General features: G+C 60.9%; 21 protein-coding genes. 11 read left to right on the top strand and 10 right to left on the bottom strand.

All coding sequences use genetic code 11. The features are described 5' to 3' along the window. Positions 1–54 precede the first annotated feature (54 nt). The 5 genes from rarD to B1722_RS16750 form a co-directional block, all read right to left on the bottom strand. Complete coding sequence (gene rarD, locus B1722_RS16770; RefSeq protein WP_041069958.1) at positions 55–942, bottom strand: EamA family transporter RarD; 888 nt, start codon at positions 940–942, stop codon at positions 55–57. Positions 943–1,102: 160 nt separating this feature from the next. Then, a complete protein-coding gene (locus tag B1722_RS16765; RefSeq protein WP_027610685.1) occupies positions 1,103–2,077 on the bottom strand; it encodes a serine/threonine protein kinase in 975 nt (324 codons plus the stop codon). Positions 2,078–2,260: 183 nt separating this feature from the next. Next, complete coding sequence (locus B1722_RS16760) at positions 2,261–4,162, bottom strand: PhoX family phosphatase (protein WP_086793542.1); 1,902 nt, start codon at positions 4,160–4,162, stop codon at positions 2,261–2,263. A gap of 71 nt (positions 4,163–4,233) precedes the next feature. After that, a complete protein-coding gene (locus B1722_RS16755; protein WP_086793540.1) occupies positions 4,234–4,998 on the bottom strand; it encodes a TOBE domain-containing protein in 765 nt (254 codons plus the stop codon). 101 nt (positions 4,999–5,099) lie between these two features. Next, positions 5,100–5,834: a ComF family protein gene (locus B1722_RS16750; RefSeq protein WP_086793537.1), complete on the bottom strand. Its 735-nt coding sequence runs from the start codon at positions 5,832–5,834 to the stop codon at positions 5,100–5,102. Positions 5,835–5,925: 91 nt separating this feature from the next. Between B1722_RS16750 and bioB the strand changes: the two genes are divergently transcribed. From bioB to B1722_RS16705, 9 genes are all read left to right on the top strand, one after another. After that, entirely contained in the window at positions 5,926–6,981 is a 1,056-nt protein-coding gene (gene bioB / locus B1722_RS16745; protein ID WP_086793534.1) for a biotin synthase BioB, read from the top strand. 161 nt (positions 6,982–7,142) lie between these two features. Next, the gene (gene bioF, locus B1722_RS16740; RefSeq protein WP_086793532.1) at positions 7,143–8,321 is read left to right on the top strand and encodes an 8-amino-7-oxononanoate synthase; all 1,179 of its coding nucleotides are present in this window, start codon (positions 7,143–7,145) and stop codon (positions 8,319–8,321) included. After that, a complete protein-coding gene (locus tag B1722_RS16735) occupies positions 8,314–9,045 on the top strand; it encodes an alpha/beta fold hydrolase (RefSeq protein WP_086793530.1) in 732 nt (243 codons plus the stop codon). Before bioF ends, B1722_RS16735 begins: the two co-directional genes overlap by 8 nt. Then, the gene (gene bioC, locus B1722_RS16730) at positions 9,038–9,850 is read left to right on the top strand and encodes a malonyl-ACP O-methyltransferase BioC (RefSeq protein ID WP_041069977.1); all 813 of its coding nucleotides are present in this window, start codon (positions 9,038–9,040) and stop codon (positions 9,848–9,850) included. The genes B1722_RS16735 and bioC overlap by 8 nt, the downstream gene beginning before the upstream one ends. Then, positions 9,847–10,527 carry a dethiobiotin synthase gene (bioD, locus tag B1722_RS16725; protein ID WP_086793527.1) on the top strand — a complete coding sequence of 227 codons (681 nt, stop codon included), beginning with the start codon at positions 9,847–9,849 and terminating at the stop codon, positions 10,525–10,527. Before bioC ends, bioD begins: the two co-directional genes overlap by 4 nt. Before the next feature lie 109 nt (positions 10,528–10,636). Beyond that, positions 10,637–10,933 (top strand): hypothetical protein, encoded by a 297-nt coding sequence (locus B1722_RS16720; protein WP_003228898.1) that lies wholly within the window; start codon positions 10,637–10,639, stop codon positions 10,931–10,933. Positions 10,934–11,209: 276 nt separating this feature from the next. Further along, positions 11,210–13,015 carry a phenylacyl-CoA dehydrogenase gene (locus B1722_RS16715; RefSeq protein WP_041069986.1) on the top strand — a complete coding sequence of 602 codons (1,806 nt, stop codon included), beginning with the start codon at positions 11,210–11,212 and terminating at the stop codon, positions 13,013–13,015. Positions 13,016–13,206: 191 nt separating this feature from the next. Then, the gene (locus tag B1722_RS16710; protein ID WP_041069989.1) at positions 13,207–14,496 is read left to right on the top strand and encodes a GGDEF domain-containing protein; all 1,290 of its coding nucleotides are present in this window, start codon (positions 13,207–13,209) and stop codon (positions 14,494–14,496) included. Positions 14,497–14,685: 189 nt separating this feature from the next. Then, positions 14,686–16,464, top strand: coding sequence for an acyl-CoA dehydrogenase C-terminal domain-containing protein (locus tag B1722_RS16705; protein WP_027610696.1), 1,779 nt, complete (start codon positions 14,686–14,688; stop codon positions 16,462–16,464). Between the two features lie 227 nt (positions 16,465–16,691). Here B1722_RS16705 and B1722_RS16700 read toward each other — a convergent pair whose 3' ends face one another. Then, positions 16,692–17,621, bottom strand: coding sequence for a LysR family transcriptional regulator (locus B1722_RS16700; RefSeq protein ID WP_041069991.1), 930 nt, complete (start codon positions 17,619–17,621; stop codon positions 16,692–16,694). Positions 17,622–17,790: 169 nt separating this feature from the next. Here B1722_RS16700 and B1722_RS16695 point away from each other — a divergent pair, with 169 nt between their 5' ends. Then, entirely contained in the window at positions 17,791–19,074 is a 1,284-nt protein-coding gene (locus B1722_RS16695; RefSeq protein WP_041069994.1) for an aspartate aminotransferase family protein, read from the top strand. Positions 19,075–19,270: 196 nt separating this feature from the next. Further along, positions 19,271–19,429 (top strand): YqaE/Pmp3 family membrane protein, encoded by a 159-nt coding sequence (locus B1722_RS16690; RefSeq protein WP_003228885.1) that lies wholly within the window; start codon positions 19,271–19,273, stop codon positions 19,427–19,429. A gap of 143 nt (positions 19,430–19,572) precedes the next feature. On the opposite strand, the gene B1722_RS16685 is transcribed toward B1722_RS16690, so the two are convergent. The 4 genes from B1722_RS16685 to pqqC are packed head-to-tail and all read right to left on the bottom strand — an operon-like array spanning position 19,573 to position 23,518. Continuing rightward, positions 19,573–21,384 carry a S9 family peptidase gene (locus B1722_RS16685; RefSeq protein WP_084234192.1) on the bottom strand — a complete coding sequence of 604 codons (1,812 nt, stop codon included), beginning with the start codon at positions 21,382–21,384 and terminating at the stop codon, positions 19,573–19,575. Beyond that, on the bottom strand, positions 21,350–22,522 hold the full coding sequence (gene pqqE / locus B1722_RS16680; protein ID WP_041070002.1) for a pyrroloquinoline quinone biosynthesis protein PqqE: 1,173 nt from the start codon (positions 22,520–22,522) through the stop codon (positions 21,350–21,352). Before pqqE ends, B1722_RS16685 begins: the two co-directional genes overlap by 35 nt. Further along, positions 22,494–22,769, bottom strand: coding sequence for a pyrroloquinoline quinone biosynthesis peptide chaperone PqqD (gene pqqD, locus B1722_RS16675; RefSeq protein WP_041070005.1), 276 nt, complete (start codon positions 22,767–22,769; stop codon positions 22,494–22,496). Before pqqD ends, pqqE begins: the two co-directional genes overlap by 29 nt. Next, a complete protein-coding gene (pqqC, locus tag B1722_RS16670; RefSeq protein WP_041070008.1) occupies positions 22,766–23,518 on the bottom strand; it encodes a pyrroloquinoline-quinone synthase PqqC in 753 nt (250 codons plus the stop codon). The genes pqqD and pqqC overlap by 4 nt, the downstream gene beginning before the upstream one ends. Positions 23,519–23,591 lie beyond the last annotated feature (73 nt).

The following is a 23,591-nucleotide window of genomic DNA, read 5'->3' as shown; positions in this document are numbered from 1 at the left end:
GGAACGTTGCAGGCCACGAGAATCGTGGCCTGCAAAGCTTTGTGCGTTTTTTGATCAGCTGCGCCGACGCAGACTGATCACCGCATCGACGCTATAAACGGCCAGACCTGCCCAGATAAAGATGAACGCGATCAGCGTGCTCGACGACAGATGCTCACCAAACAGCAACACCGCCTGCAGCAGCACCAGCGTTGGTGCCAGGTATTGCAGGAAGCCGATGGTGGTGTAAGGCAGGTGGCGCGTGGCAGCGTTGAAGCACACCAGCGGCACCAGTGTCACCGGGCCGGCGGCTACCAGCCACCAGGCTTGCGAGGTGGTCCAGAATTCGGGTTGTGCACTGGTCGCGGTCTGGTTGAACAACAGCCAGGCAATAGCGATCGGCACCAGCATCCAGGTTTCCACTACCAGCCCCGGCAAGGCTTTGACCGGCGCCTGTTTGCGGATCAAACCGTAAAAACCAAAGGTCAGCGCCAGCACCAGCGACACCCACGGCAGACTACCGACCTGCCACACTTGCTGCGCCACGCCGATGGCCGCCAGCCCCACGGCGATCCACTGCATGCGCCGCAGGCGTTCGCCGAGAATCAGCATCCCCAACAGCACGTTGACCAGCGGGTTGATGTAGTAACCGAGACTCGCTTCGAGCATGCGTCCGTTGTTCACCGACCACACGTAGGTCAGCCAGTTGGCCGCGATCAAGGTACCGCTCAGGGCCAGAATCGCCAGGCGTTTGGGGTTGTCGAGCAATTCACGCAACCAGCCCGGATGCTTCCACACCATCAGCAACAGGGCGCCGAACAGCGCCGACCACAGCACCCGGTGAATGATGATCTCGACAGCGGGTACTTCGGCGATGGCTTTGAAGTAGATCGGGAACAGGCCCCAGATGATGTAGGCACTCAGGCCCAGAATGTACCCGCGACGCGGGTTGGCGGCTTGCATGCAGAATCCTTGCTTAGGCAGCTAACAAAGGAGGGATTGTAAGGAGGTTGTATAGATGTGTCGTGTCAGAAAGCGAAAAGATCGCAGCCTTCGGCAGCTCCTGCAGGGGAATGCGATCCATGTAGGAGCTGCCGAAGGCTGCGATCTTTTGATCTTGAATTCAGAACAACTTCAAAGGTTCTTCGTTGAGCGCCGACAGTTGCTCACGCAGCGCCAACACCTGATCGCCCCAATACCGTTCGGTGCCGAACCACGGAAAGCTGTGCGGAAACGCCGGGTCGTCCCAGCGCCGCGCCAGCCACGCGCTGTAGTGCATCAGCCGCAGGGCGCGCAGCGGTTCGATCAGCGCCAGTTCGCGCGGATCGAAGTCGTGGAATTCGTTGTAGCCGTCCATCAGTTCCGAGAGCTGGCCGAGGCATTCCTGACGATCGCCCGCCAGCATCATCCAGATGTCCTGCACGGCCGGGCCCATGCGGCAGTCGTCGAGGTCGACGATGTGGAACATTTCATCGCGGCACATCATGTTGCCGGGGTGACAGTCGCCGTGCATGCGGATGTTCTGGTGCGGCGTGGCGGCGTAGACGTCTTCGACACGCTTGAGCAAGTCGCGGGCCACAGACTCGTAGGCTGGCAGGAGGCTCTTGGGGATGAAGTTGCCTTCAAGCAATGTTGCCAGCGAGGCATGGCCGAAGTTCTGCACGCCGAGTGCTTCACGGTGTTCGAACGGCTTGGTGGCGCCGACCGCATGAATGCGCCCGAGCAACTGGCCGAGGCGATACAACTGATCGAGATTGCCCGGCTCCGGCGCACGCCCGCCGCGACGGGGGAACAGGGTGAAACGGAAACCGGCATGCTCGTGCAGGGTCTGGCCATTGTGGATCAGCGGCGCCACCACCGGGATTTCGACGTCGGCCAGTTCGAAGGTGAACTGGTGTTCTTCGAGGATGGCTTCGTTGGTCCAGCGTTGCGGACGGTAGAACTTGGCGATCAGCGGTTCGGAGTCTTCGATGCCGACCTGATAGACGCGGTTTTCGTAGCTGTTGAGCGCGAGAATGCGCGCATCGCTGAGGAAACCGATGCTTTCGACGGCATCGAGCACGAGATCGGGTGTAAGGGTTTCAAACGGGTGGGCCATGCTGACTCCTGCGCGCAGCAGGCTGCCGCGTCCGGCCCAGCATGGTAGCGCAGATGGCTGCGGGGGAGTGGGTTGGTGTCTGGGAGGACGCTATCGCTGGCAAGCCAGCTCCCACAAAGTCTTGCACTATTTTCAAATCAGCGCAGAACCTGTGGGAGCTGGCTTGCCAGCGATTAGGGCCTGTCAGGCGCCGACGATTCCACCGTCCTCACGGGTAATCGCCATCACCGATGAACGCGGCTTGCCATTGGGCAGATGCTCGGGGAAGGTCGAACCACCGTTCTCGCCCGGGTGCTGAATCCCGACAAACAGGGTCTTCTGGTCCGGCGAGAAGCTGATCCCGGTGACTTCGCAACCAATCGGCCCGACCATGAAGCGGCGAATCTCGCCGGTCTTGGGGTCGGCACAGAGCATCTGGTTGTTGCCCATCCCGGCAAAGTCGCCGGCATTGCTTGAGTCGCCGTCAGTCAGAATCCACAGCCGCCCGGCCTTGTCGAAGCCCAGCCCGTCCGGGCTGTTGAACATGTTCTGCGAGGTGATGTTCGACGAACCGCCCTTCGGCGTACCGGCATGGACGCCTGGATTGCCGGCGACCACAAACAGATCCCAGGCGAAGGTCTTCGAGGCGTGATCGTCGCGGTCGGTGCGCCAGCGCAGGATCTGCCCGTAGACGTTTTTCGCGCGCGGGTTCGGCCCGCCCACCGGCTGCCCGTCTTCGCCGCGTTTGGCGTTGTTGGTCAGGGTGCAATAGACCTGGCCGTCCTTCGGGCTGACCACAATCCATTCCGGGCGGTCCATGCGCGTGGCGCCGACCACGCTGGCGGCGAGGCGGGCGTGGATCAGCACTTCGGCCTGATCGGCGAAACCGCTGCTGGCGTCGATGCCGTTCTTGCCATGGGTCAGTTCGATCCACTGGCCCTGGCCTTTCGGATGATCCGGGTTGCCGTCACCGGCATCGAATTTCGCCACGTACAAAGTGCCGTGGTCGAGGATGTTGCGGTTGGCCTTGGCGTTGCGGTGGTTGATGCGGTCGCGGCTGACGAATTTGTAGATGAACTCGCCACGTTCGTCGTCGCCCATGTACACCACGGCGCGGCCGTCGTCGGTCTCGGCCAGCGCGGCGTTTTCATGTTTGAAGCGACCCAGCGCGGTACGTTTGACCGGGGTCGATTGCGGATCGAACGGATCGATCTCGACCACCCAGCCGTGACGGTTGAGCTCGTTGGGGTTCTTGGCCATGTCGAAGCGTGGATCGAACGGATGCCAGTTGATCTCGCGGCTGGCCGCCGACACACCGTAGCGCTTCTGCGCCGGGTCGAACTGCTGCTGGGCGTTGCTGCTGCCGAAGCAGTCGGTGAAGTTCTCTTCGCAGGTCAGGTAGGTGCCCCACGGTGTTTTGCCGTTGGCGCAGTTCTGGAAGGTGCCGAGGACTTTCTTGCCGTGCTTGTCGGCGGCAGTCTTCATCAACTCGTGGCCGGCCGCCGGGCCGCTGATGCGCAGCGGCGAGTTGCCGTGAATGCGGCGGTTGTAGCGCGAGCCCTGAACGAACTGCCATTGGCCGTTCTTGCGCTGCACTTCGATCACCGACACACCTTCGCAGGCCAGCGCCTTGCGCACGTCTTCGGCCGATTGCGGCATGCCGCCGTGCGGGTAGAGGTAGCGGTAGTTGGTGTATTCGTTGTTGATCGCCATCAACGCGCGGTTTCGGTCGTCGGGGAATTCGAACAGGCTCATGCCGTCGTTATTGTCGCCGAACTGCACTTCCTGGGCCGCGGCGGTGCCATTGCCGCTCGGATCGAACGCCGGGCCGTTCTTGTGCAACGGTTGGCCCCAACTGATCAGCACCGAGGACTTGTAGCCCTTGGGCAGGCTGATGACGTCGGTGGTCGCGGCGGGAATGCTCTCGAAACCCAGCAGGCGACTGTTGCCAGCGCTGACACCAGCGGCCAGCGCGCTGCGGCTGAGCAGGTTGCCGCCGAGAAACATGGCGGCGCCGCACAGCGCACCGGCGCTGATGAAACCGCGACGGCTGAGGCCGACCATCTTTTCCAGATCTGTGGATTGGTTTTCTTCTAATAGGCTCACATCAGGCTCCCTGCTTGGTTTTGGCAGCAACCTTAATGGGAGGCGATGAAGTTTTTGTTGCAGAAAGTCCGTTACAGCGGCGTGCCGATCAGCACATTGGACGGCGAGAACTGCACCTGCACCGGTTGCCCGACGCTGAGCCCGCGAGTGCGAAGCAGCAACGGCTCAGCCAGAGCGCAGAGCGTCTGGCCGTTGGGCAGGGCGACGCGCACTTCGCTGGGGCCGTCTTCGGCATCGAGAATGGCTTCGAGGGTGCCTTTGAGAAGATTGTGTCCAGATGTTGCCGCTTGATCCGCCGCCAACAATTCAAGCCAGCCGGCCTTGATCAATGCCACCACTTCAGTGCCCGGTTGCAGTTCCAGATGCACGGTGCTGTCGTGGGTGATCTGTGCATTGATCCACAGGCCTTCAGCCAGTTCGAGGCGGATCAAGTCATTGCGGCCCTGACCTTCGATGCTCACGACTTTGCCGTGCAGTTGATTGCGGGCGCTGGTTCTGAGCATCAATCGCCCAAGCAGATCCAGATCGCTGGCGTCCTCAGCGGCCTCCAGCACCTGTGCCTGTAAAGCTTGCAGCTTTTGATACAGACGCAACACCCGTTCGCCTTCGCTGGACAATCTGGCGCCGCCGCCGCCCTTGCCGCCGACCGCACGTTCCACCAGCGGTTTCTGCGCCAGGTTGTTCAGCTCATCAATCGCATCCCATGCCGCTTTGTAACTCAAACCGGCGCTTTTTGCGGCGCGGGTGATCGAGCCCTGTTCGGCAATGTGTTGCAGCAGGGCGATGCGCTGCGGACGGCGGACGATGTGCTGGGATAACAGAGACGGCATGGACATGGAGGGGGGCTTTTCACGATGGCGGTGGAAAGTGAAGTTGGCGGCTTGAGCCACAAGAGTCAAGCCACACACTGTCCTCCCACAAGGGGATTGTGCTGACTTCAATTCCCTGGTTTTGGTGTGCGCGCCAGGCAATACACGTCAACCCGCGCTGCGCCTGCATTTTTTAGCAGTCGCGCCAATGCCTGGGCCGTGGCGCCGGTGGTCAGCACGTCATCGACCAATGCGAAGTGCCGACCTTTCACCTCGGTGTCAGGGTTCAGCGCGAAGGCATCACGCAAATTGCGCTTGCGCGCTTTGGCGTCGAGATCCTGCTGGGCGCTGGTGTCGTGGACCCGCCGTAGCGCCTGTTCCTCAAAAGGCAGATCCAGCTGTTGGCTTAACCATCGCCCGAGCATCGCCGCTTGATTGAACCCGCGTTGGCGCAGTCGTTTGCTCGCCAATGGCACCGGCACCAACGCGTCGGGTCGTGGCAATCCCTCATCGAAGCGATGTTGCAGGTATTGTCCGGCAACGTCGGCGAGCAGGTGACCAAACGGCCATTTCGCCTTGTGTTTAAAGCGTGTGATCAGACTGTCCACCGGGAAGTCATAGCGCCACGGCACGACCACCTGTTCGAATGCCGGGGGCTCTAGCAGGCATTCGCTGCAGGTCAGGCCGGCGGCCGGCATCGGCAACGCGCACGTCTGGCACTGGTCGCCGAGCCAGGGCAGCTCGGTTTCGCAGGCGACGCACATTGGCAATTCTGCTTCTGCGGGCTCATCGCACAACAAGCAGGTATGTACGTTTTTTAAACAGATGTAAACCTGTTGTGCGTATCGTGGTTGACAGCGCATGACTCTTCCTTAAATATGCCGAACATCCGTGTCGCGCCTGTGGGTATTCCGTTCCCGCAGCCGCCAGCCAAGCATAACCAAGGAACTGCCCATGAGCGCCAGCACCTCTGCCACCCTGCGTCACGACTGGTCTTTAGCCGAAGTCAAAGCGCTCTTCGTACAGCCATTCAACGACTTGCTGTTCCAGGCGCAGACGGTGCACCGCGCACATTTCAACGCCAACCGCGTGCAGGTTTCGACCCTGCTGTCGATCAAGACCGGTGCCTGCCCGGAAGACTGCAAGTACTGCCCGCAGTCCGGTCACTACAACACCGGCCTGGAAAAAGAAAAGCTGATGGAAGTGCAGAAAGTCCTCGAGGAGGCTGCCCGCGCCAAAGCCATCGGCTCCACGCGTTTCTGCATGGGCGCGGCGTGGAAGCACCCGTCCGCCAAAGACATGCCGTACGTGCTGAAGATGGTCGAAGGCGTGAAAGCCATGGGTCTGGAAACCTGCATGACCCTTGGGCGTCTCGATCAGGAGCAGACCGAAGCGCTGGCCAAGGCTGGCCTGGATTACTACAACCACAACCTCGACACCTCGCCGGAGTTCTACGGCAGCATCATCACCACCCGCACTTACAGCGAGCGCCTGCAGACCCTGGCCTACGTGCGTGAGTCGGGGATGAAGATCTGCTCCGGCGGCATTCTCGGCATGGGCGAGTCGCTGGACGACCGCGCCAACCTGCTGATCCAGTTGGCTAACCTGCCGGAGCATCCGGAGTCGGTGCCGATCAACATGCTGGTGAAAGTGGCCGGTACGCCGCTGGAAAACGCCGACGACGTCGATCCGTTCGATTTCATCCGCATGCTCGCCGTGGCGCGCATCCTCATGCCGCAATCCCACGTGCGCCTGTCCGCCGGCCGCGAAGCGATGAACGAGCAGATGCAGGCGTTGGCATTCTTTGCCGGTGCCAACTCGATTTTTTACGGCGACAAACTGCTGACCACTGCCAACCCGCAGGCTGACAAGGACATGCAACTGTTCGCGCGTCTGGGTATTCAGCCAGAAGCCCGTGAAGAGCATGCCGATGAAGTGCATCAGGCCGCGATCGAGCAGGCGCTGGTGGAGCAGAAGAGCAGCGAGCAGTTCTATAACGCTGCCATCTAAGTTTTTTGATGCGATGCAAAACACTGTGGGAGCTGGCTTGCCAGCGATAGCGGAGTGGCTGTCGACATCTATGTTGAATGTGCCACCGTCATCGCTGGCAAGCCAGCTCCCACAGGGTCTGTGTCCGTCTTGATTCATCTGATCTGACTGTCGAGGCCTGCATGTCTTTCGATCTCGCCGCACGCCTTGCTGCCCGCCGTGCCGAAAATCTCTATCGCCAGCGTCCGTTGCTCGAGTCCCCGCAGGGGCCTGAAGTGGTAGTCGACGGGCAGCCGTTGCTGGCGTTCTGCAATAACGACTACCTTGGTCTGGCCAATCACCCGCAGGTGATCGAAGCCTGGCGCGCCGGTGCCGAGCGCTGGGGCGTGGGCGGCGGCGCGTCGCATCTGGTGATCGGTCACAGCGGTCCGCATCACGCCCTGGAAGAAGCCCTCGCCGATCTCACTGGCCGGCCACGTGCTTTGCTGTTCACCACTGGCTACATGGCCAACCTCGGTGCGGTCACGGCACTGGTCGGGCAGGGCGATACGGTGCTGGAAGATCGCCTCAATCACGCCTCGTTGCTGGATGCCGGTCTGTTGTCCGGCGCGCGTTTCAATCGTTATCTGCACAACGACGCCGACAGCCTGGCCAAGCGTCTGGAGAAAGCCACCGGCAACACGCTGGTGGTCACCGACGGCGTGTTCAGCATGGACGGCGACATTGCCGATCTGCCCGCGCTGGCCCGGGAAGCCAAGGCCAGGGGCGCGTGGCTGATGGTTGATGATGCCCATGGCTTCGGCCCGCTCGGCGCGAATGGTGGCGGAATCGTCGAGCATTTCGGCCTGAGTCAGGACGATGTGCCGGTGCTGGTCGGCACCCTCGGCAAGGCGTTCGGCACGGCGGGTGCTTTTGTCGCCGGCAGTGAGGAGCTGATCGAAAGCCTGATCCAGTTCGCCCGGCCCTACATCTACACCACCAGCCAGCCACCGGCGCTGGCCTGCGCAACGCTGAAAAGTCTGGAATTACTGCGCACGGAACACTGGCGTCGTGAACATTTGCAAACGCTGATCCGCCAGTTCCGCCACGGCGCCGAGCAAATCGGTCTGCAATTGATGGACAGCTTCACCCCGATCCAGCCGATCCTGATCGGCGATGCCGGTCGCGCCGTGCGCCTGTCGCAGATGCTGCGCGAGCGCGGCTTGATGGTCACGGCAATCCGTCCGCCGACCGTCCCGGCGGGCAGCGCACGTCTGCGCGTGACCCTGACCGCTGCCCACAGCGAGGCGCAGGTGCAGCTATTGTTGGAAGGACTGGCCGATTGCTTTGCCCAACTGTCGCCGGAGCCAAGCCATGCGTGATCGTCTGATTCTGCTGCCGGGCTGGGGCCTTGGTATTTCGCCGCTGGAGCCTTTGACCGCAGCGTTACAGGGACTCGACGAGCATCTGTATGTCGAGATCGAGCCGTTGCCCGAGCTTGATTCGAGCGACTTGCAGGAGTGGCTCGACGATCTCGATGAACGTACTCCTCAGGATGTGTGGCTGGGCGGCTGGTCGCTGGGCGGCATGCTTGCCTCTGAGTTGGCAGCACGGCGCGGCGAGCATTGCTGCGGTCTGCTGACGCTGGCGAGCAATCCTTCTTTCGTGGCCCACGAGCATTGGCCGAGTGCGATGCCGGGCGAGACGTTCGATGCATTTCTCGGCGGCTGCCAGGCCGATCCGCGGCTGACCCTCAAACGGTTCTCGTTGCTGTGTGCCCAGGGCGCGCAAGAGCCGCGCGGCTTGTCGCGGTTGATGCTGGGCGGCGCGCCGAATACGGCCCCCGAAAACTTGTTGGCCGGGCTGGAACTGCTCGCCCAACTGGATACCCGGGAAGCGTTGCAGGCGTTTCGCGGCCCGCAGTTGCACCTGTTCGCCGGGCAGGACGGCCTGGTGCCGGCGGAAGCGGCGGGGGCGTTGTTCGCGCTGTTGCCGGATATCGAAATTGGTCTGATCGAACAGGCCAGTCATGCGTTTCTTCTGGAAGACCCCCATGGCGTGGCGGGTGCGATCCAGGCTTTTCTACACGAGTGCGGTGATGACTGATTTGTCTCTTGTTGCGCTGCCCGGCGGCTTGCCCGACAAGCGCCAGGTCGCGGCCTCTTTCTCCCGTGCGGCGGCCAGCTACGACAGTGTTGCCGAATTGCAGCGTGACGTCGGCTCACAGTTGCTGCAGCGGTTGCCGGAAGATTTTCTGCCGTCACGCTGGCTGGATCTTGGCTGTGGCACCGGCTATTTCACTCGCGCATTGGCCGAGCGATATGTCGAGGGGCAGGGGCTGGCACTGGATATCGCCGAGGGCATGCTCGGTCACGCACGGCCACTGGGCGGCGCGCAGCATTTCATCGCGGGTGATGCGGAGCGTCTGCCATTGCAGGATTCGACCTGCGAGCTGATCTTCTCCAGCCTCGCGGTGCAGTGGTGTGCGGACTTCGAATCGGTGCTCAGCGAAGCTTTTCGTGTGCTCAAGCCGGGCGGGATTTTCGCGTTTGCTAGTCTTTGTGTCGGGACGTTGTACGAATTGCGCGACAGTTGGCGGCAGGTCGATGGGCTGGTGCACGTCAACCGCTTCCGCGAATTCGCCCGGTATGAGCAGTTGTGCGCCGCCAGTGGCTTGCGTTCGGTGAGTCTGCAGAATCAGGCGCATGTGCTGCACTACCCGGATGTGCGCAACCTGACCCACGAACTCAAGGCGCTCGGTGCGCACAATCTGAACCCCGGGCGGCCGGGCGGTTTGACCGGGCGGGCGCGGATCCTCGGCCTGATCGAGGCGTACGAACAGTTCCGTCAGCCGCAGGGATTGCCAGCGACTTACCAGGTGGTTTACGCGGTGTTGGAGAAACCCTTATGAGCGCAGCCTATTTCATCACCGGGACTGACACCGATGTCGGCAAGACCACTGTGGCAGCCGGATTGCTGCATGCTGCGCGCTCGGCGGGGCTGAGTACGGCGGCGGGCAAACCGGTGGCTTCGGGGTGCGAGGTAACCGCCAAGGGCTTGCGCAATGCGGACGCGCTGGCGTTGTTGGCTGAATGTTCGGTGTCGCTGACTTATCAACAGGTCAATCCGGTCGCGTTCGAGCCGGCCATCGCGCCACATCTGGCGGCGCGCGAGGCGGGTGTCGCGCTGACCGTGCAATCGCTGTTGGCGCCGATGCGCGAAATTCTGGCGCTGAATGCCGATTTCACCTTGATTGAGGGGGCCGGTGGCTGGCGGGTACCGTTGGCGGATCAGGACAATCTGTCGGATCTGGCCATCGCGTTGAAGCTGCCGGTGATTCTGGTGGTAGGCGTGCGCCTGGGCTGTATCAGTCATGCCTTGCTGACGGCCGAGGCAATTGCCCGCGATGGCCTGCAGCTGGCCGGTTGGGTGGCCAATATCATCGATCCGAAAACCTCGCGTCTGGAGGAAAATCTGGCGACGCTGGCCGAGCGGCTTCCAGCGCCTTGTCTGGGGCGGGTACCGAAACTGAAGTCGCTGAGTGCCGAGGCAGTGGCTGATCATCTGCAACTTGATCTGCTGGATTAATGTTTTTGGCTATGACAAGGCACTGTGCCATCAGTATTTTTGACGGGTGTTTTTCTGGCGCCTCTGCTTCAATGGCAGCCATTGATCCTTCCCAAGGATGAGAACTCCCATGGAAATCTCCGGTAACACAGCTTTTTATGCGGGTTTGAGCACGATTCAGACTGGTCAGAACCGTGTCGATCAGGCGGCCAGCCAGATCGCCAACAACACCATCGAGCGTTCGGTCACCAGCCAGTCGTCCGAGGCGCAGGTCGATCGTCTGCGCGGTATCGACCGCAGTCAGCAAATGGATCCGGGCAGCGCCATGGCCGAGATGGCCCAGGGCAAGTTTCAGGTGGAGCTGGGCACCAAGGTCGCCAAGGCTTCCGATGAAATGCTCGGTACGATCATCGATACGTTTGCCTGACTTTTCATCCTCACCGTTTGCCGAACGCCGCGCCCTGTCGCGGCGTTTTTCGTCGTAAGTCCTTCTCCCTCAACTAATCTTTTTTCATTGCCCGTGACGCTTTGCAGTTCATGGCGGTTTGCCGTGTCCGGCATTTGAAAAAAGTCATGACGAACGGCAAAAGATCGACGCTTGACAAGATTTCGGCGTAAACGTATGTTTCAAACAACTGTTTGACCGTCATAACAAATCAACACGGTCGTTCATTCCCGGTTACATCAGCAGAGGTTTATCGCTATGCCTGACTACAAGGCCCCCTTGCGTGATATTCGCTTCGTTCGTGACGAACTGCTCGGCTACGAAGCGCACTATCAGAGCCTTCCAGCTTGCTCCGAAGCAACGCCGGACATGGTTGACGCCATTCTTGAAGAAGGCGCCAAGTTTTGTGAGCAGGTACTGGCACCGCTGAACCGCGTGGGCGACCTCGAAGGCTGCACCTGGAGCGAGTCCGGTGTGAAAACCCCGACTGGCTTTAAAGAGGCCTACAAGCAATTCGTCGAAGGCGGCTGGCCAAGCCTGGCGCACGACGTCGAGCACGGCGGTCAGGGCCTGCCGGAGTCGCTGGGTCTAGCTGTGAGCGAAATGGTCGGTGAAGCCAACTGGTCGTGGGGCATGTACCCGGGCTTGTCGCACGGCGCGATGAACACCATCTCCGAGCACGGCACCCCTGAGCAGCAAGAAGCCTATTTGACCAAACTGGTTTCCGGCGAGTGGACCGGCACCATGTGCCTGACCGAACCGCACTGTGGCACCGACCTGGGCATGCTGCGCACCAAGGCCGAGCCTCAGGCCGATGGTTCCTACAAGGTTTCCGGGACCAAGATCTTCATCTCGGCCGGTGAACACGACATGGCCGACAACATCGTCCACATCGTACTGGCCCGCCTGCCGGACGCACCGGCTGGCACCAAAGGCATTTCCCTGTTCATCGTTCCAAAATTCCTGCCGAACGCCGATGGCACCATCGGTGCGCGTAACGCAGTGAGCTGCGGCTCGCTGGAACACAAGATGGGTATCCACGGTAACGCCACTTGCGTGATGAACTTCGACGGCGCCACCGGTTTCCTGATCGGCCCGGCGAACAAAGGCCTGAACTGCATGTTCACCTTCATGAACACCGCACGTCTGGGTACCGCGCTGCAAGGCCTGGCCCACGCCGAAATCGGCTTCCAGGGCGGCCTGAAATATGCTCGCGATCGTCTGCAAATGCGCTCCCTGACTGGCCCGAAAGCGCCGGACAAGGCCGCTGACCCGATCATCGTGCACCCTGACGTACGTCGCATGCTGCTGACCATGAAGGCCTTCGCCGAAGGCAACCGCGCGATGGTGTACTTCACCGCCAAACAGGTCGACATCGTCAAGTACGGCGTCGACGAAGAAGAGAAGAAGAAGGCCGACGCACTGCTGGCGTTCATGACGCCGATCGCCAAGGCGTTCATGACCGAAGTCGGTTTCGAAGCCGCCAACCACGGTGTGCAGATCTACGGTGGTCACGGTTTCATCGCCGAGTGGGGCATGGAGCAGAACGTTCGCGACAGCCGCATTTCGATGCTGTACGAAGGCACCACCGGTATCCAGGCACTCGACCTGCTGGGCCGTAAAGTGCTGATGACTCAAGGCGAGGCTCTGAAAGGCTTCACCAAGATCGTTCACAAGTTCTGCCAGAACAACGAAGGCAACGAAGCCGTCAAAGAATTCGTTGCACCGCTGGCTGCACTGAACAAGGAATGGGGCGAGCTGACCATGAAGGTCGGTATGGCAGCCATGAAAGACCGTGAAGAAGTCGGCGCGGCCTCCGTGGACTACCTGATGTACTCCGGTTACGCCTGCCTGGCCTACTTCTGGGCTGACATGGCGCGCCTGGCTGCTGAAAAACTGGCTGCCGGCACCACCGACGAGGCGTTCTACACCGCCAAGCTGCAAACCGCGCGCTTCTACTTCCAGCGCATCCTGCCACGTACCCGTACCCACGTGGCCACCATGCTGTCGGGCGCCAATAACCTGATGGACATGAAAGAAGAAGACTTCGCACTGGGCTACTAAGCCTCAACGCGGTCTGACCAAACCGCTGCTCCTCCGGGGGCAGCGGTTTTTTTGTTGCTGAATCGCTCAGCAACCCGGCTTTTCTGCCGTTAAAGAGACTGCCTGTGATCTGGATCACATTGTGTGTGCTTAACTGGCCACATTGCAGGCACAATGCCATCTCTTTGATATGACGGGTCGGAGCTTTACCCTTGCCGCGTTCTTCCGCTGTACGTTTCAGTCATTTCCTGCCTTCACTGCTGTTATTGCTCGCGGGGTTGGCGGCTGCGTACGTCAAAGACCTCAATGTGTTCTTCACTTCGCTGTTCAACGTGCTGCCGACCCTGGTGCTGCTGTTGGGCGGCGCTTACTGTGCGGTTTACCGACGTCAGCGCGAACTGTTTCTGATGCTCACGGTGTACATCGCCTACTTTCTGCTCGACACCCAGACTGACTATTACCGCGATAACGGCAAAGTGCGCGAAGACGCCGCGGTGGTGTTTCATCTGGTCTGTCTGCTGTTGCCGCTGTTGTTCGGCCTGTTCGCCGCGTGGCAAGAGCGCACCCATCTGTTTCAGGACATGGTCGCGCGGTTCGCCGTGCTGCTGGCCTTTGGCAGCGTCGCCCTCGGTCTTGAGCAAAGTTATCCCCAGGCGTTGCTGATGTGGCTCTCGGAAATCCGCTGGCCTGCGCTGCACGGCGCCTGGATGAGCCTGATCCAGATGTCCTATCCGGTGTTTCTCTCGGCGTTCCTGCTGCTGGCCTGGCAATACTGGCGCAACCCGCGCCCGTTGCATGCGGCGCAACTGGTCGGCTTGCTCGGGTTGTTCTGGATGCTGCCGAAAACCTTCATCCTGCCGTTCACCCTGAACATCATGTGCAGTCAGGTGATGCTGATGATTGCCGCCGCCGTGGCGCATGAGGCCTACCAAATGGCCTTTCGCGATGAGCTCACTGGTTTGCCGGGGCGGCGCGCGCTTAATGAGCGCATGCAGCGCCTGGGTCGCAATTATGTGTTGGCGATGAGCGACGTCGATCACTTCAAGAAATTCAACGACACTCACGGTCATGACGTTGGTGATCAGGTGCTGCGCCTGGTCGCGAGCAAACTGTCGAAAATCAGCGGTGGCGGTAGGGCATATCGCTATGGCGGTGAGGAATTCGCCTTGGTGTTTGCGGGCAAAACCCTTGAGGAATGCATGCCGCACCTGGAAGTGATCCGCGAGTCGATTGCTTCCTACAACATTCAGCTGCGTAATCAGGAAAACCGTCCGCAAGATGACCAGCAAGGTCGCCAGCGGCGTGGCGGCAGCGGTGCTTCCAGTGTCTCGGTCACGGTCAGTATCGGTGTTGCCGAACGCGTCGAGCAGCGAACGCCGGAAGAAGTCCTCAAGTCTGCCGACCAGGCGTTGTACAGCGCCAAGGGCGCCGGGCGTAACTGCGTCATGGCGTTCGGTCAGAACCGTCGCGGCGCGGTGCGCATGGACAGCGCCGCGGGCTGAGTCAAGCCACACGCCATCGCTCAAAAGCCCGCTGATTGCGGGCTTTGTTTTATCGCTGAATGCTAGTGACCAAAAATAACAAATCAGTCACCGGTTGACCCTATGTGTCGCAAAAGTTGTTGAGGTACACTCGGCCTCAACGAAAACACTCTTCCACGAATCACCTGTTTAGATCTTGCGAGGTTTGCCATGGCTGACTACAAAGCGCCGCTGCGCGATATGCGCTTCGTCCTCAATGAAGTATTCGAAGTCGCCAAACTCTGGGCCGAACTGCCGGCCTTGGCCGAGACTGTCGATGCAGAAACCGTAGAAGCCATTCTCGAAGAAGCCGGCAAGGTCACCAGCAAAAGCATCGCCCCCCTGAGCCGCGCAGCCGACGAAGAAGGCTGCCACTGGAAGGACGGTGCCGTCAGCACCCCGGCCGGTTTCCCACAGGCCTATCAGACTTACGCTGAAGGCGGCTGGGTCGGTGTCGGTGGCGATCCGGCCTACGGCGGCATGGGCATGCCCAAGGCTGTTTCGGCTCAAGTAGAAGAGATGGTCAACTCCGCCAGCCTGTCGTTCGGTCTGTACCCGATGCTGACCGCCGGTGCCTGCCTGTCGATCAACGCCCACGCCAGCGAAGAGCTGAAGGCCGCCTACCTGCCGAACATGTACGCCGGCATCTGGGCCGGTTCCATGTGCCTGACCGAGCCGCACGCCGGCACCGACCTGGGCATCATCCGCACCAAGGCCGAACCGCAGGCCGACGGTTCCTACAAGGTCAGCGGCACCAAGATCTTCATCACCGGCGGTGAGCACGATCTCACCGAGAACATCATCCACCTGGTGCTGGCGAAATTGCCGGACGCCCCGGCTGGTCCGAAAGGCATTTCGCTGTTCCTGGTGCCGAAGTTCATGGTCAATGCCGATGGCAGTCTGGGCGCACGCAATCCGGCGAACTGTGGCTCGATCGAACACAAGATGGGCATCCAGGCATCCGCGACCTGCGTGATGAACTTCGACGAAGCCGTGGGTTATCTGGTCGGCGAGCCGAACAAGGGCCTGGCGGCGATGTTCACCATGATGAACTACGAACGTCTGGGCGTCGGCATTCAAGGCTTGGCCAGCGGCGAGCGCTCTTATCAGAACGCCGTCGAATACGCGCGCGATCGTCTGCAGAGCCGTTCGCCGACCGGCGCGCAGAACAAGGACAAGGTTGCCGACCCGATCATCGTCCACCCTGACGTGCGTCGCATGCTGCTGACCATGAAAGCCTCGAACGAGGGCGGTCGCGCCTTCTCCACTTACGTGGCGATGCAACTCGACACCGCCAAATTCAGCGAAGACGCCACCACCCGCAAGCGCGCAGAAGATCTGGTCGCGTTGCTGACCCCGGTGGCAAAGGCATTCCTCACTGACCTAGGCCTGGAAACCACCGTTCACGGCCAGCAGATTTTCGGCGGCCACGGCTACATCCGCGAGTGGGGCCAGGAGCAACTGGTGCGTGACGTGCGCATCACACAGATCTACGAAGGCACCAACGGCATTCAGGCACTGGACCTGGTCGGGCGCAAGATCGTCGGCAGCGGCGGCGCGTTCTACAAGCTGTTCGCTGACGAGATCCGCCACTTCACCGCGACCGCCAGCGCTGACCTCGGCGAATTCACCAAGCCGCTGAACGACGCCGTGAGCACCCTCGACGAATTGACTGCGTGGCTGCTGGATCGGGCGAAAACCAATCCGAACGAAATCGGCGCAGCCTCGGTCGAATATCTGCAAGCGTTCGGCTACACCGCTTATGCCTACATGTGGGCACTGATGGCGAAAGCCGCGCTGGGCAAAGAAGCGCAGGACGATTTCTACGCCAGCAAACTGGGCACCGCACGCTTCTATTTCGCTCGTCTGCTGCCGCGTATCCACTCGTTGAGCGCATCGGTGAAGGCGGGCAGCGAGTCGCTGTTCCTGCTGAACGCTGAACAGTTCTGATGATGTAACGTCATGTAAGCATTCTCTTACATGACGTGCTGCTGTTCTCCCATAGGCGTAGATTGGATCCACAGCTAATCTACAACTCATGGACGTCGCGCAGGAAGCGCAAAGCAACAACACGGACACGTAGGATTCTGCCAGGGTGGCGGAGTGAAATGGATGTCAGGGAAACAGTCTGCAAAGCCCCGCTTCGGCGGGGTTTTCTTTTATCTGAAGAAAAGTTTTCAGGGCAGCGGATCCAGTGGTGGCGCGGCTTTCAGCGGTTTGTCTTCACGCTGAATCACCTCTTCCAGCAACGTGCGCAGCAACGCCAGAGACGCCTGTTGGCGCTGAACATCGCGACACACCAGGCCAACCTGCAGGGGCACCCGTGGCTCGCTCAGCGGTTTCCACAGCAGATCCTGATCGTCGTATTCCTTCTGTGAGCGCCCGGGCAGCACCGTCGCCAGTTTGGTGTGCGGCAAACTGTCGAGAATCCCCAGCATATTGTTCAGCTCGGCCTGCACTTGCGGGCGTCGCCCCAGGCTGGTCAGTTGCGCCTGCCAGATCTGCCGGATCTGAAACTCTTCGCCCAGCAGCAACATCGGCAATTCCGCTGCCTGTCGCATCGAAACCTTTTTGAATTCACGCAGCGGATGATCCGCCGGGATCACCAGCGTCAGCTCATCTTCATACAGCATTACGCCATGCAGACCGGGTTGCCGCGGTGGCAGGTAGCTGATGCCGATATCCAGCGAGCCGTTGAGCAGGCGGCGCTCGATCTCCAGACCGGTTAGCTCGTAAATCTGCACCACCAGATGCGGCTGCGCCTTGCGTACCCGCTCGAGCATTTGCGGGACGAGGCTGGTGTGCACGGTTTGCAGTACACCGATCGCCAAGGTGCGCAAGGCCTGGCCCTTGAAATTGCCCAATGCCTCGCGCGCGCGCTGCAATCCATCGAGCAGTGGTAGCGCGTGGTTGTACAGAGTGTGCGCGGCGAGGGTCGGCAGCAGGCGTTTGCTGCTACGTTCGAACAGGGTGACGTCGAGGTTCTGCTCGAGCTGGCGGATCTGTTGCGAGAGCGCCGGTTGCGAGATCGACAGACGCTCAGCGGCCCGGCCCACATGGCCTTCTTCGTAGACCGCGACGAAATAACGCAGTTGTTTGAAATCCATAAGTAATGCTTATCGAAAATGCTGGTAAATCGAAATGGCTCGAAGCCCGCTGTGAGCCTAGTCTAACCGCAATCACAAGGCTTACAGGGCCAGAAAGCGCGATGAATAGCGTTTGCTTCGACAGTGTTTGCATAGGCAGTTCAAAAAACCTCAAACGAGGTTTCTTTCAATGAATCTGTTCAGTTTGCGGCGCCAGGCGCCGAGTCTTGATGACCTCGCGTTCGAGCCCAATCCCGCCGGGGCAGGCGACAGTCTGAATGCCGAGCGCTTGATGCCCAGCGTCGAGCGCCCGCTGCAGGTGTTCGTTCGTGGTCAGGGTTCCTGGCTGTGGGACAGTCATGATCGCGCCTACCTCGACTTCTCCCAGGCCGGCGGTGCCAACAGTCTGGGGCACAGCCCTTCGGCGCTGGTCAAAGCGATTGCCAGTCAGGCTCAGGCACTGATCAATCCCGGTTTCAATCTGCACAATCGCGGCATGCTCAACCTTGCCGAACGTTTGTGTGCCAGCACTTCCAGCGACCAGGCTTACTTGCTCAACAGTGGCAGCGAGGCCTGTGAAGCGGCAATCAAACTGGCGCGCAAATGGGGTCAGCTGCATCGTGGTGGGGCGTCGCGAATCATCGTGGCGAAACAAGGCTGTCACGGCCGTAGTCTGGCGACGATTTCCGCGTCAGACAGTTGCAACCTGCACAACCGTTTCGCTCCGCTGCTGCCAGGTTTCGATCTGGTGCCATTCAACGACTTGCCGGCGCTGCACGCGGCTGTCGATGCGCAAACCGTGGCGATCATGCTCGAGCCGATTCAGAGCGATGCCGGGGTGATTCCGGCCACTGAGCATTACCTCAAAGGCGTTGAACGGCTGTGCCGCGAACTGGGCATTCTGCTGATCCTCGACGAAGTGCAGACCGGTATCGGCCGCTGCGGCAGTTTGCTCGCCGAGCAATCCTACGGTGTGCGCGCCGATATTGTCGTACTCGGCAAGGGCCTGGGTGGTGGTGTGCCGCTGGCAGCGCTGTTGGCCCGAGGCAAGGCCTGCTGCTTTGATGCGGGTGAACTGGGCGGCACTCATCACGGCAATGCACTGATGACCGCAGCCGGTCTGGTGGTGCTCGACAGCGTGCAGGACCGGGCATTTCTCGAACAGGTCAAAGATCACGGTCAGCACTTGCGCGAGGGACTTGCGCGCCTGGCGCACCGTTACGGCCATGGCGAACTGCGTGGTCAAGGACTGTTCTGGGGACTGAGCCTGTCAGAGGATTGCGCCGATGCCGTAGTCAGTGCCGCCCTGCACGAAGGCCTGCTGCTCAACGCGCCGCAAGCCGATTGCCTGCGTTTCACCCCGGCACTCACCGTCAGCAAGGCCAACATCGACGAAATGCTCCTGCGCCTGGCCCGCGCTTTCTCGCGGGTGCGCACCGCGCAACTGCAATGCCGCAAAGGGATTGCCGTCTGAACTGAAGTTTCCTGCCCGATTTCAAGAACCGTCTCGCGGTATAACGCACGCCTCACGCCTGATTCTTTTGGCGTGGGGCGTTTTTTTATGCCCGATAGTGGCGATCAAATGGCGTTTGCACTGAACCCTGACGAACGGCGCAGGTCGATTAGCTTGTATGGCTCAAGTGAGCCAACCCCCAATCAGGAGCTGACCCATGGACTTCATTCGTATCATCATCGCCATTCTGTTGCCGCCACTGGGTGTGTTTCTGCAGGTCGGGTTCGGTGGGGCGTTCTGGCTGAACATTCTGCTGACGCTGTGTGGTTATATCCCGGGGATCGTGCATGCGGTGTACATCATCGCCAAGCGCTGAGTTCAGTGGCGCGCGATAGATTGCTATCGCGGGCAAGCCCACAGTGTTTTCGGTAGGTCACACATTTTGTGTACACCAAAAGAACCTGTGGGAGCGGGCTTGCCCGCGATGGGGGCGGCGCCATTTTGAAAGAAGTGCGGTATTTAGTCCGCCAACTCCATCACTCGTCGATAAAACCTCCACTCCTGCTCCAGTGCATGCGCCTGATTCACCGCCCGGCGAAAACCATGGCGCTCTTCTGCGTAATAATGCGCCTCGACCGGGATGCCATTGCGTTCCAGCGCCGTGACCATGTCGCGGGTCTGTTGCGGCACCACCACGGCATCCAGCTCACCCTGAAAGAAAATCACCGGTACCCGGATGTTGCTCGCGTGCAGCAATGGCGTGCGTGCGGCGTAGCGCTCGGCGTCCTGTTGGGGATCGCCGATCAGCCAGTCGAGATAATCGCCTTCGAACTTGTGGGTCGCGCGGGCCAGTGCCACCGGGTCGCTGACGCCGTAGAGGCTGGCGCCAGCGCGGAACACCTGGTGAAACGCCAGCGCACACAACGTGGTGTAACCCCCGGCGCTGCCGCCGCGGATAAACGCGCGCTCGCCGTCGATCAGTCCTTGTCTGGCCAGATACGCCACCACCGCACAGGCGTCCTCGACGTCTACCTCGCCCCAGCTCAGATGCAACGCTTGACGGTATTCGCGGCCATAACCGCTGCTGCCGCGGTAGTTGAGGTCGGCGACAGCAAAACCGCGTTGCGTCCAGTACTGGATGCGCGGGTCGAGCATCGGGTAGCAGGCCGAGGTCGGGCCGCCGTGGATGAACACCACCAGTGGTGGCTGTGCTTCGTCGTTCATTGCCGGATAAAAGAACCCATGAGCCTCACCGCTGCCGCTCGGGTAGCGCAACGTCTGCGGACGACTGATGCGCTCCGCCGGCAGTGGCGCAATACCACCGGCCAGCACGTTCACTTCGCGGCTGGAACGATCAATGGCAATCACCGCCGAGGGGCTGATTGGCGAGGCGGCGATGCAATAGATGAGTTGCTGATCCAGCGCCAGGTGCCGGAAACGACTGTAGTCGCCGGTGAAGTCGTCGCCGTCGAGCGCCAGGCGACCAAAACCGCCCTCGGTCCAGCTCGCCAGAAACGAATCGCCCACCGGCAACCAGGTGCAGCCACCCATTTGCCAAGGGGCGGGCGCATGATCGGCCTCGGCGCAGGGCAGTCGCTGCAAACCGTCGGACGTTTCGCCCCACGGCTGCCAGAAACCGCCGCGATCAGTCAGGCACAACAAGCGTCCTTTCGCGTCGAACCGCGGTTGCTGGATCGACTCTTCAAGGTCAGCCCCCGCCACGCAACGCGGTGCGCCAAAGCCACCCTCAGCCAGACGCTCGGCCACCATCAATCGCGTGGATGTCCAAGGCTGATGCGGCCGACTCCACTCGATCCAGGCCAATCGCGAACCGTCCGGGCTGATCACCGGTGCTGCATAAAAATCCGCACCTTCAGCCAGCAAATGCCGGGTGCCGTCGGCCAGATCAATCGCTACCAGCCGATGCTGGTCGCGCAGTTCCTCAACCGCCAGCACCTGGCCGAAAGCACAATGCAGATCGCCATAACGACACCCGCCAGAAGTCAGCACCTCGGGCGCGCCATCCAGCGTCTGCCGATACAACTGCTGATCCGCCTCATTGACGAAAACCACCCCGTCTGGCGTCAGACAAAACGCGCCACCGCCATATTCGTACACCCGGCTACGCACGCTGAAGCCATTCGGCGTCAGACATTTCGCCACGCCGTCGCGCCAGTGCCAGATCCGGCACGCGGCGTCTTCGGGGCGATATTCATTCCAGAACAAACCGTGAACGCCAAGTTGCAGTTCGGCGAAGTCCATTCCGGCGGCGACGGCCTGGGTGGCGCTGAAAGGCTCAGCCCTTGGCGATGAGGCGTGAGTTTCGTTCATTACGGAAGGCCAGTTGTTCGATGGTCTGGGTGGCGGTCTCGGCTTCTTCGCGGGCCTTGAGAATCACGCCGTGATGGTCGGACTTGCTGCACACCGGATCGGCGTTACTCGCGTCCCCCGTGAGCATGAACGCCTGACAGCGGCAGCCGCCGAAGTCCTGTTCCTTCTCGTCGCAGGAGCGGCATGGCTCGGGCATCCAGTCGTAACCGCGAAAGCGGTTGAAGCCGAGCGAGTCGTACCAGATATGCTGCATGCTGTGGTCGCGCACGTTGGGAAATTGTACCGGCAGCTGTCGGGCGCCATGACAGGGCAGGGCGGTGCCGTCCGGGGTAACCGTCAGAAAGATGCTGCCCCAGCCGTTCATGCAGGCTTTCGGGCGTTCTTCGTAGTAGTCCGGGGTGACGAAAATCAGCTTGCACGGATGCCCTTCGGCTTCCAGTTTGGCGCGGTATTCGTTGGTGATGCGTTCGGCGCGCACCAACTGTTCCTTGGTCGGCAGCAGGCCGACACGGTTGAGCTGCGCCCAGCCGTAGAACTGGCAGGTGGCGAGCTCGACGAAGTCCGCTTCGAGCGCGATGCACAGCTCGATAATACGGTCGATCTTGTCGATGTTGTGCCGATGGGTGACAAAGTTCAGCACCATCGGATAGCCGTGGGCCTTCACCGCACGAGCCATCTCCAGCTTCTGCGCGAAAGCCTTTTTCGAGCCGGCGAGCAGGTTGTTCACCTGCTCGTCGCTGGCCTGGAAACTGATCTGGATGTGATCGAGGCCGGCCTTCTTGAAGTCACTGATCTTCTGTTCGGTCAAGCCGATGCCGGAAGTGATCAGGTTGGTGTAGAAACCCAACTGCCGCGCTTCACGGATCAGTTCGGCGAGGTCCTGGCGCACCAGCGGCTCACCACCGGAAAAACCCAGTTGCGCCGCGCCCATCTCCCGCGCTTCGCGGAAGACCTTGATCCACTGCTCGGTGCTCAGCTCTTTGCCCTGCTCGGCGAAATCCAGCGGATTGGAGCAGTACGGGCATTGCAGGGGGCAGCGGTAGGTCAGCTCGGCGAGCAGCCACAGCGGCAGGCCGACTTCAGGTTTTGGCGGTACTTGCACCGATGCCTCAGGCAAGTTCGATCCAGTGCTGCGCACGGGCAACCTCCATGAATTGCTCGATGTCGTCACCGAGTTCGGGTACGCCGGGGAACTGCTCATCGAGTTTGGCGATGATCGCTGCGACATCGCGCTCACCGTCGATCAAACCGCCGATCAGCGCGGCGCTGTCGTTGAGCTTGATCATGCCCTCGGGGTAGAGCAGCACGTGGCCTTTTTGCGCCGGTTCGTACTGGAAGCGGTAGCCGGGACGCCAGGTCGGGATCTTGCTGCGATCGAAACTCATAAGGTGATTCCTTTGTGCCAGACCCGTTGTTCAGTGACGCTGTGGTACGGCGGGCGGTTCAGTTCGTAAGCCATGCTCATGGCATCGAGCATGCTCCAAAGAATGTCCAGTTTGAACTGGAGAATTTCCAGCATGCGCTCCTGACCCTCGCGGGTCTTGTAGTGCTCGAGCGTGATCGCCAGACCATGCTCGACATCGCGCCGCGCCTGACCGAGGCGGGTGCGGAAATATTCGTAACCGGCCGGGTCGATCCACGGGTAATGCTGCGGCCAGCTGTCGAGGCGCGACTGGTGGATCTGCGGCGCGAACAGCTCGGTCAACGAGCTGCTGGCGGCTTCCTGCCAACTGGCGCGGCGGGCGAAGTTGACGTAGGCATCGACAGCGAAACGCACGCCGGGCAGCACCAGCTCCTGGGAACGCAACTGATCCGGATCGAGGCCGACCGCTTGCCCGAGGCGCAGCCAGGCTTCAATCCCGCCGTCTTCACCGGGGGCGCCGTCGTGGTCGAGCAGGCGCTGAATCCACTCGCGACGGACCTCGCGATCCGGGCAGTTGGCAAGGATCGCCGCGTCTTTCAGGGGGATGTTCACCTGATAGTAGAAGCGGTTGGCGACCCAGCCCTGAATCTGCTCGCGGGTGGCACGCCCTTCATACATCGCCACGTGGTACGGGTGGTAGATGTGGTAGTAGACGCCTTTGGCGCGCAGTGCGGCTTCGAATTCGCTGGGGGACAGCGGGGTGTCGGTCATTGCGGTTCTCCGGGGAACAACCGTTAAAATCTTGGGTGTCTGGTCGGACGTCATCGCTGGCAAGCCAGCTCCT

This window comes from Pseudomonas sp. SCPG-7 (genome assembly GCF_002156405.1).
Classification (GTDB): Bacteria; Pseudomonadota; Gammaproteobacteria; order Pseudomonadales; family Pseudomonadaceae; genus Aquipseudomonas; species Aquipseudomonas parakoreensis.
Note: the sequence above shows the minus strand (reverse complement) of the source record. Positions and strands in the feature narration are given on the sequence as shown.

Coding starts and splice junctions, on each gene's coding strand:
- B1722_RS16735 (WP_086793530.1), top strand. CDS start 8,314: ATGCGTGATCGTCTGATTCTGCTGCCGGGCTGGGGCCTTGGTATTTCG.
- B1722_RS16690 (WP_003228885.1), top strand. CDS start 19,271: ATGGACTTCATTCGTATCATCATCGCCATTCTGTTGCCGCCACTGGGT.
- B1722_RS16765 (WP_027610685.1), bottom strand. CDS start 2,077: ATGGCCCACCCGTTTGAAACCCTTACACCCGATCTCGTGCTCGATGCC.
- B1722_RS16755 (WP_086793540.1), bottom strand. CDS start 4,998: ATGTCCATGCCGTCTCTGTTATCCCAGCACATCGTCCGCCGTCCGCAG.
- bioC (WP_041069977.1), top strand. CDS start 9,038: ATGACTGATTTGTCTCTTGTTGCGCTGCCCGGCGGCTTGCCCGACAAG.
- rarD (WP_041069958.1), bottom strand. CDS start 942: ATGCAAGCCGCCAACCCGCGTCGCGGGTACATTCTGGGCCTGAGTGCC.
- pqqC (WP_041070008.1), bottom strand. CDS start 23,518: ATGACCGACACCCCGCTGTCCCCCAGCGAATTCGAAGCCGCACTGCGC.
- B1722_RS16685 (WP_084234192.1), bottom strand. CDS start 21,384: ATGAACGAAACTCACGCCTCATCGCCAAGGGCTGAGCCTTTCAGCGCC.
- B1722_RS16700 (WP_041069991.1), bottom strand. CDS start 17,621: ATGGATTTCAAACAACTGCGTTATTTCGTCGCGGTCTACGAAGAAGGC.
- pqqD (WP_041070005.1), bottom strand. CDS start 22,769: ATGAGTTTCGATCGCAGCAAGATCCCGACCTGGCGTCCCGGCTACCGC.
- bioF (WP_086793532.1), top strand. CDS start 7,143: ATGTCTTTCGATCTCGCCGCACGCCTTGCTGCCCGCCGTGCCGAAAAT.
- B1722_RS16750 (WP_086793537.1), bottom strand. CDS start 5,834: ATGCGCTGTCAACCACGATACGCACAACAGGTTTACATCTGTTTAAAA.
- bioD (WP_086793527.1), top strand. CDS start 9,847: ATGAGCGCAGCCTATTTCATCACCGGGACTGACACCGATGTCGGCAAG.
- B1722_RS16705 (WP_027610696.1), top strand. CDS start 14,686: ATGGCTGACTACAAAGCGCCGCTGCGCGATATGCGCTTCGTCCTCAAT.
- B1722_RS16715 (WP_041069986.1), top strand. CDS start 11,210: ATGCCTGACTACAAGGCCCCCTTGCGTGATATTCGCTTCGTTCGTGAC.
- B1722_RS16695 (WP_041069994.1), top strand. CDS start 17,791: ATGAATCTGTTCAGTTTGCGGCGCCAGGCGCCGAGTCTTGATGACCTC.
- bioB (WP_086793534.1), top strand. CDS start 5,926: ATGAGCGCCAGCACCTCTGCCACCCTGCGTCACGACTGGTCTTTAGCC.
- B1722_RS16720 (WP_003228898.1), top strand. CDS start 10,637: ATGGAAATCTCCGGTAACACAGCTTTTTATGCGGGTTTGAGCACGATT.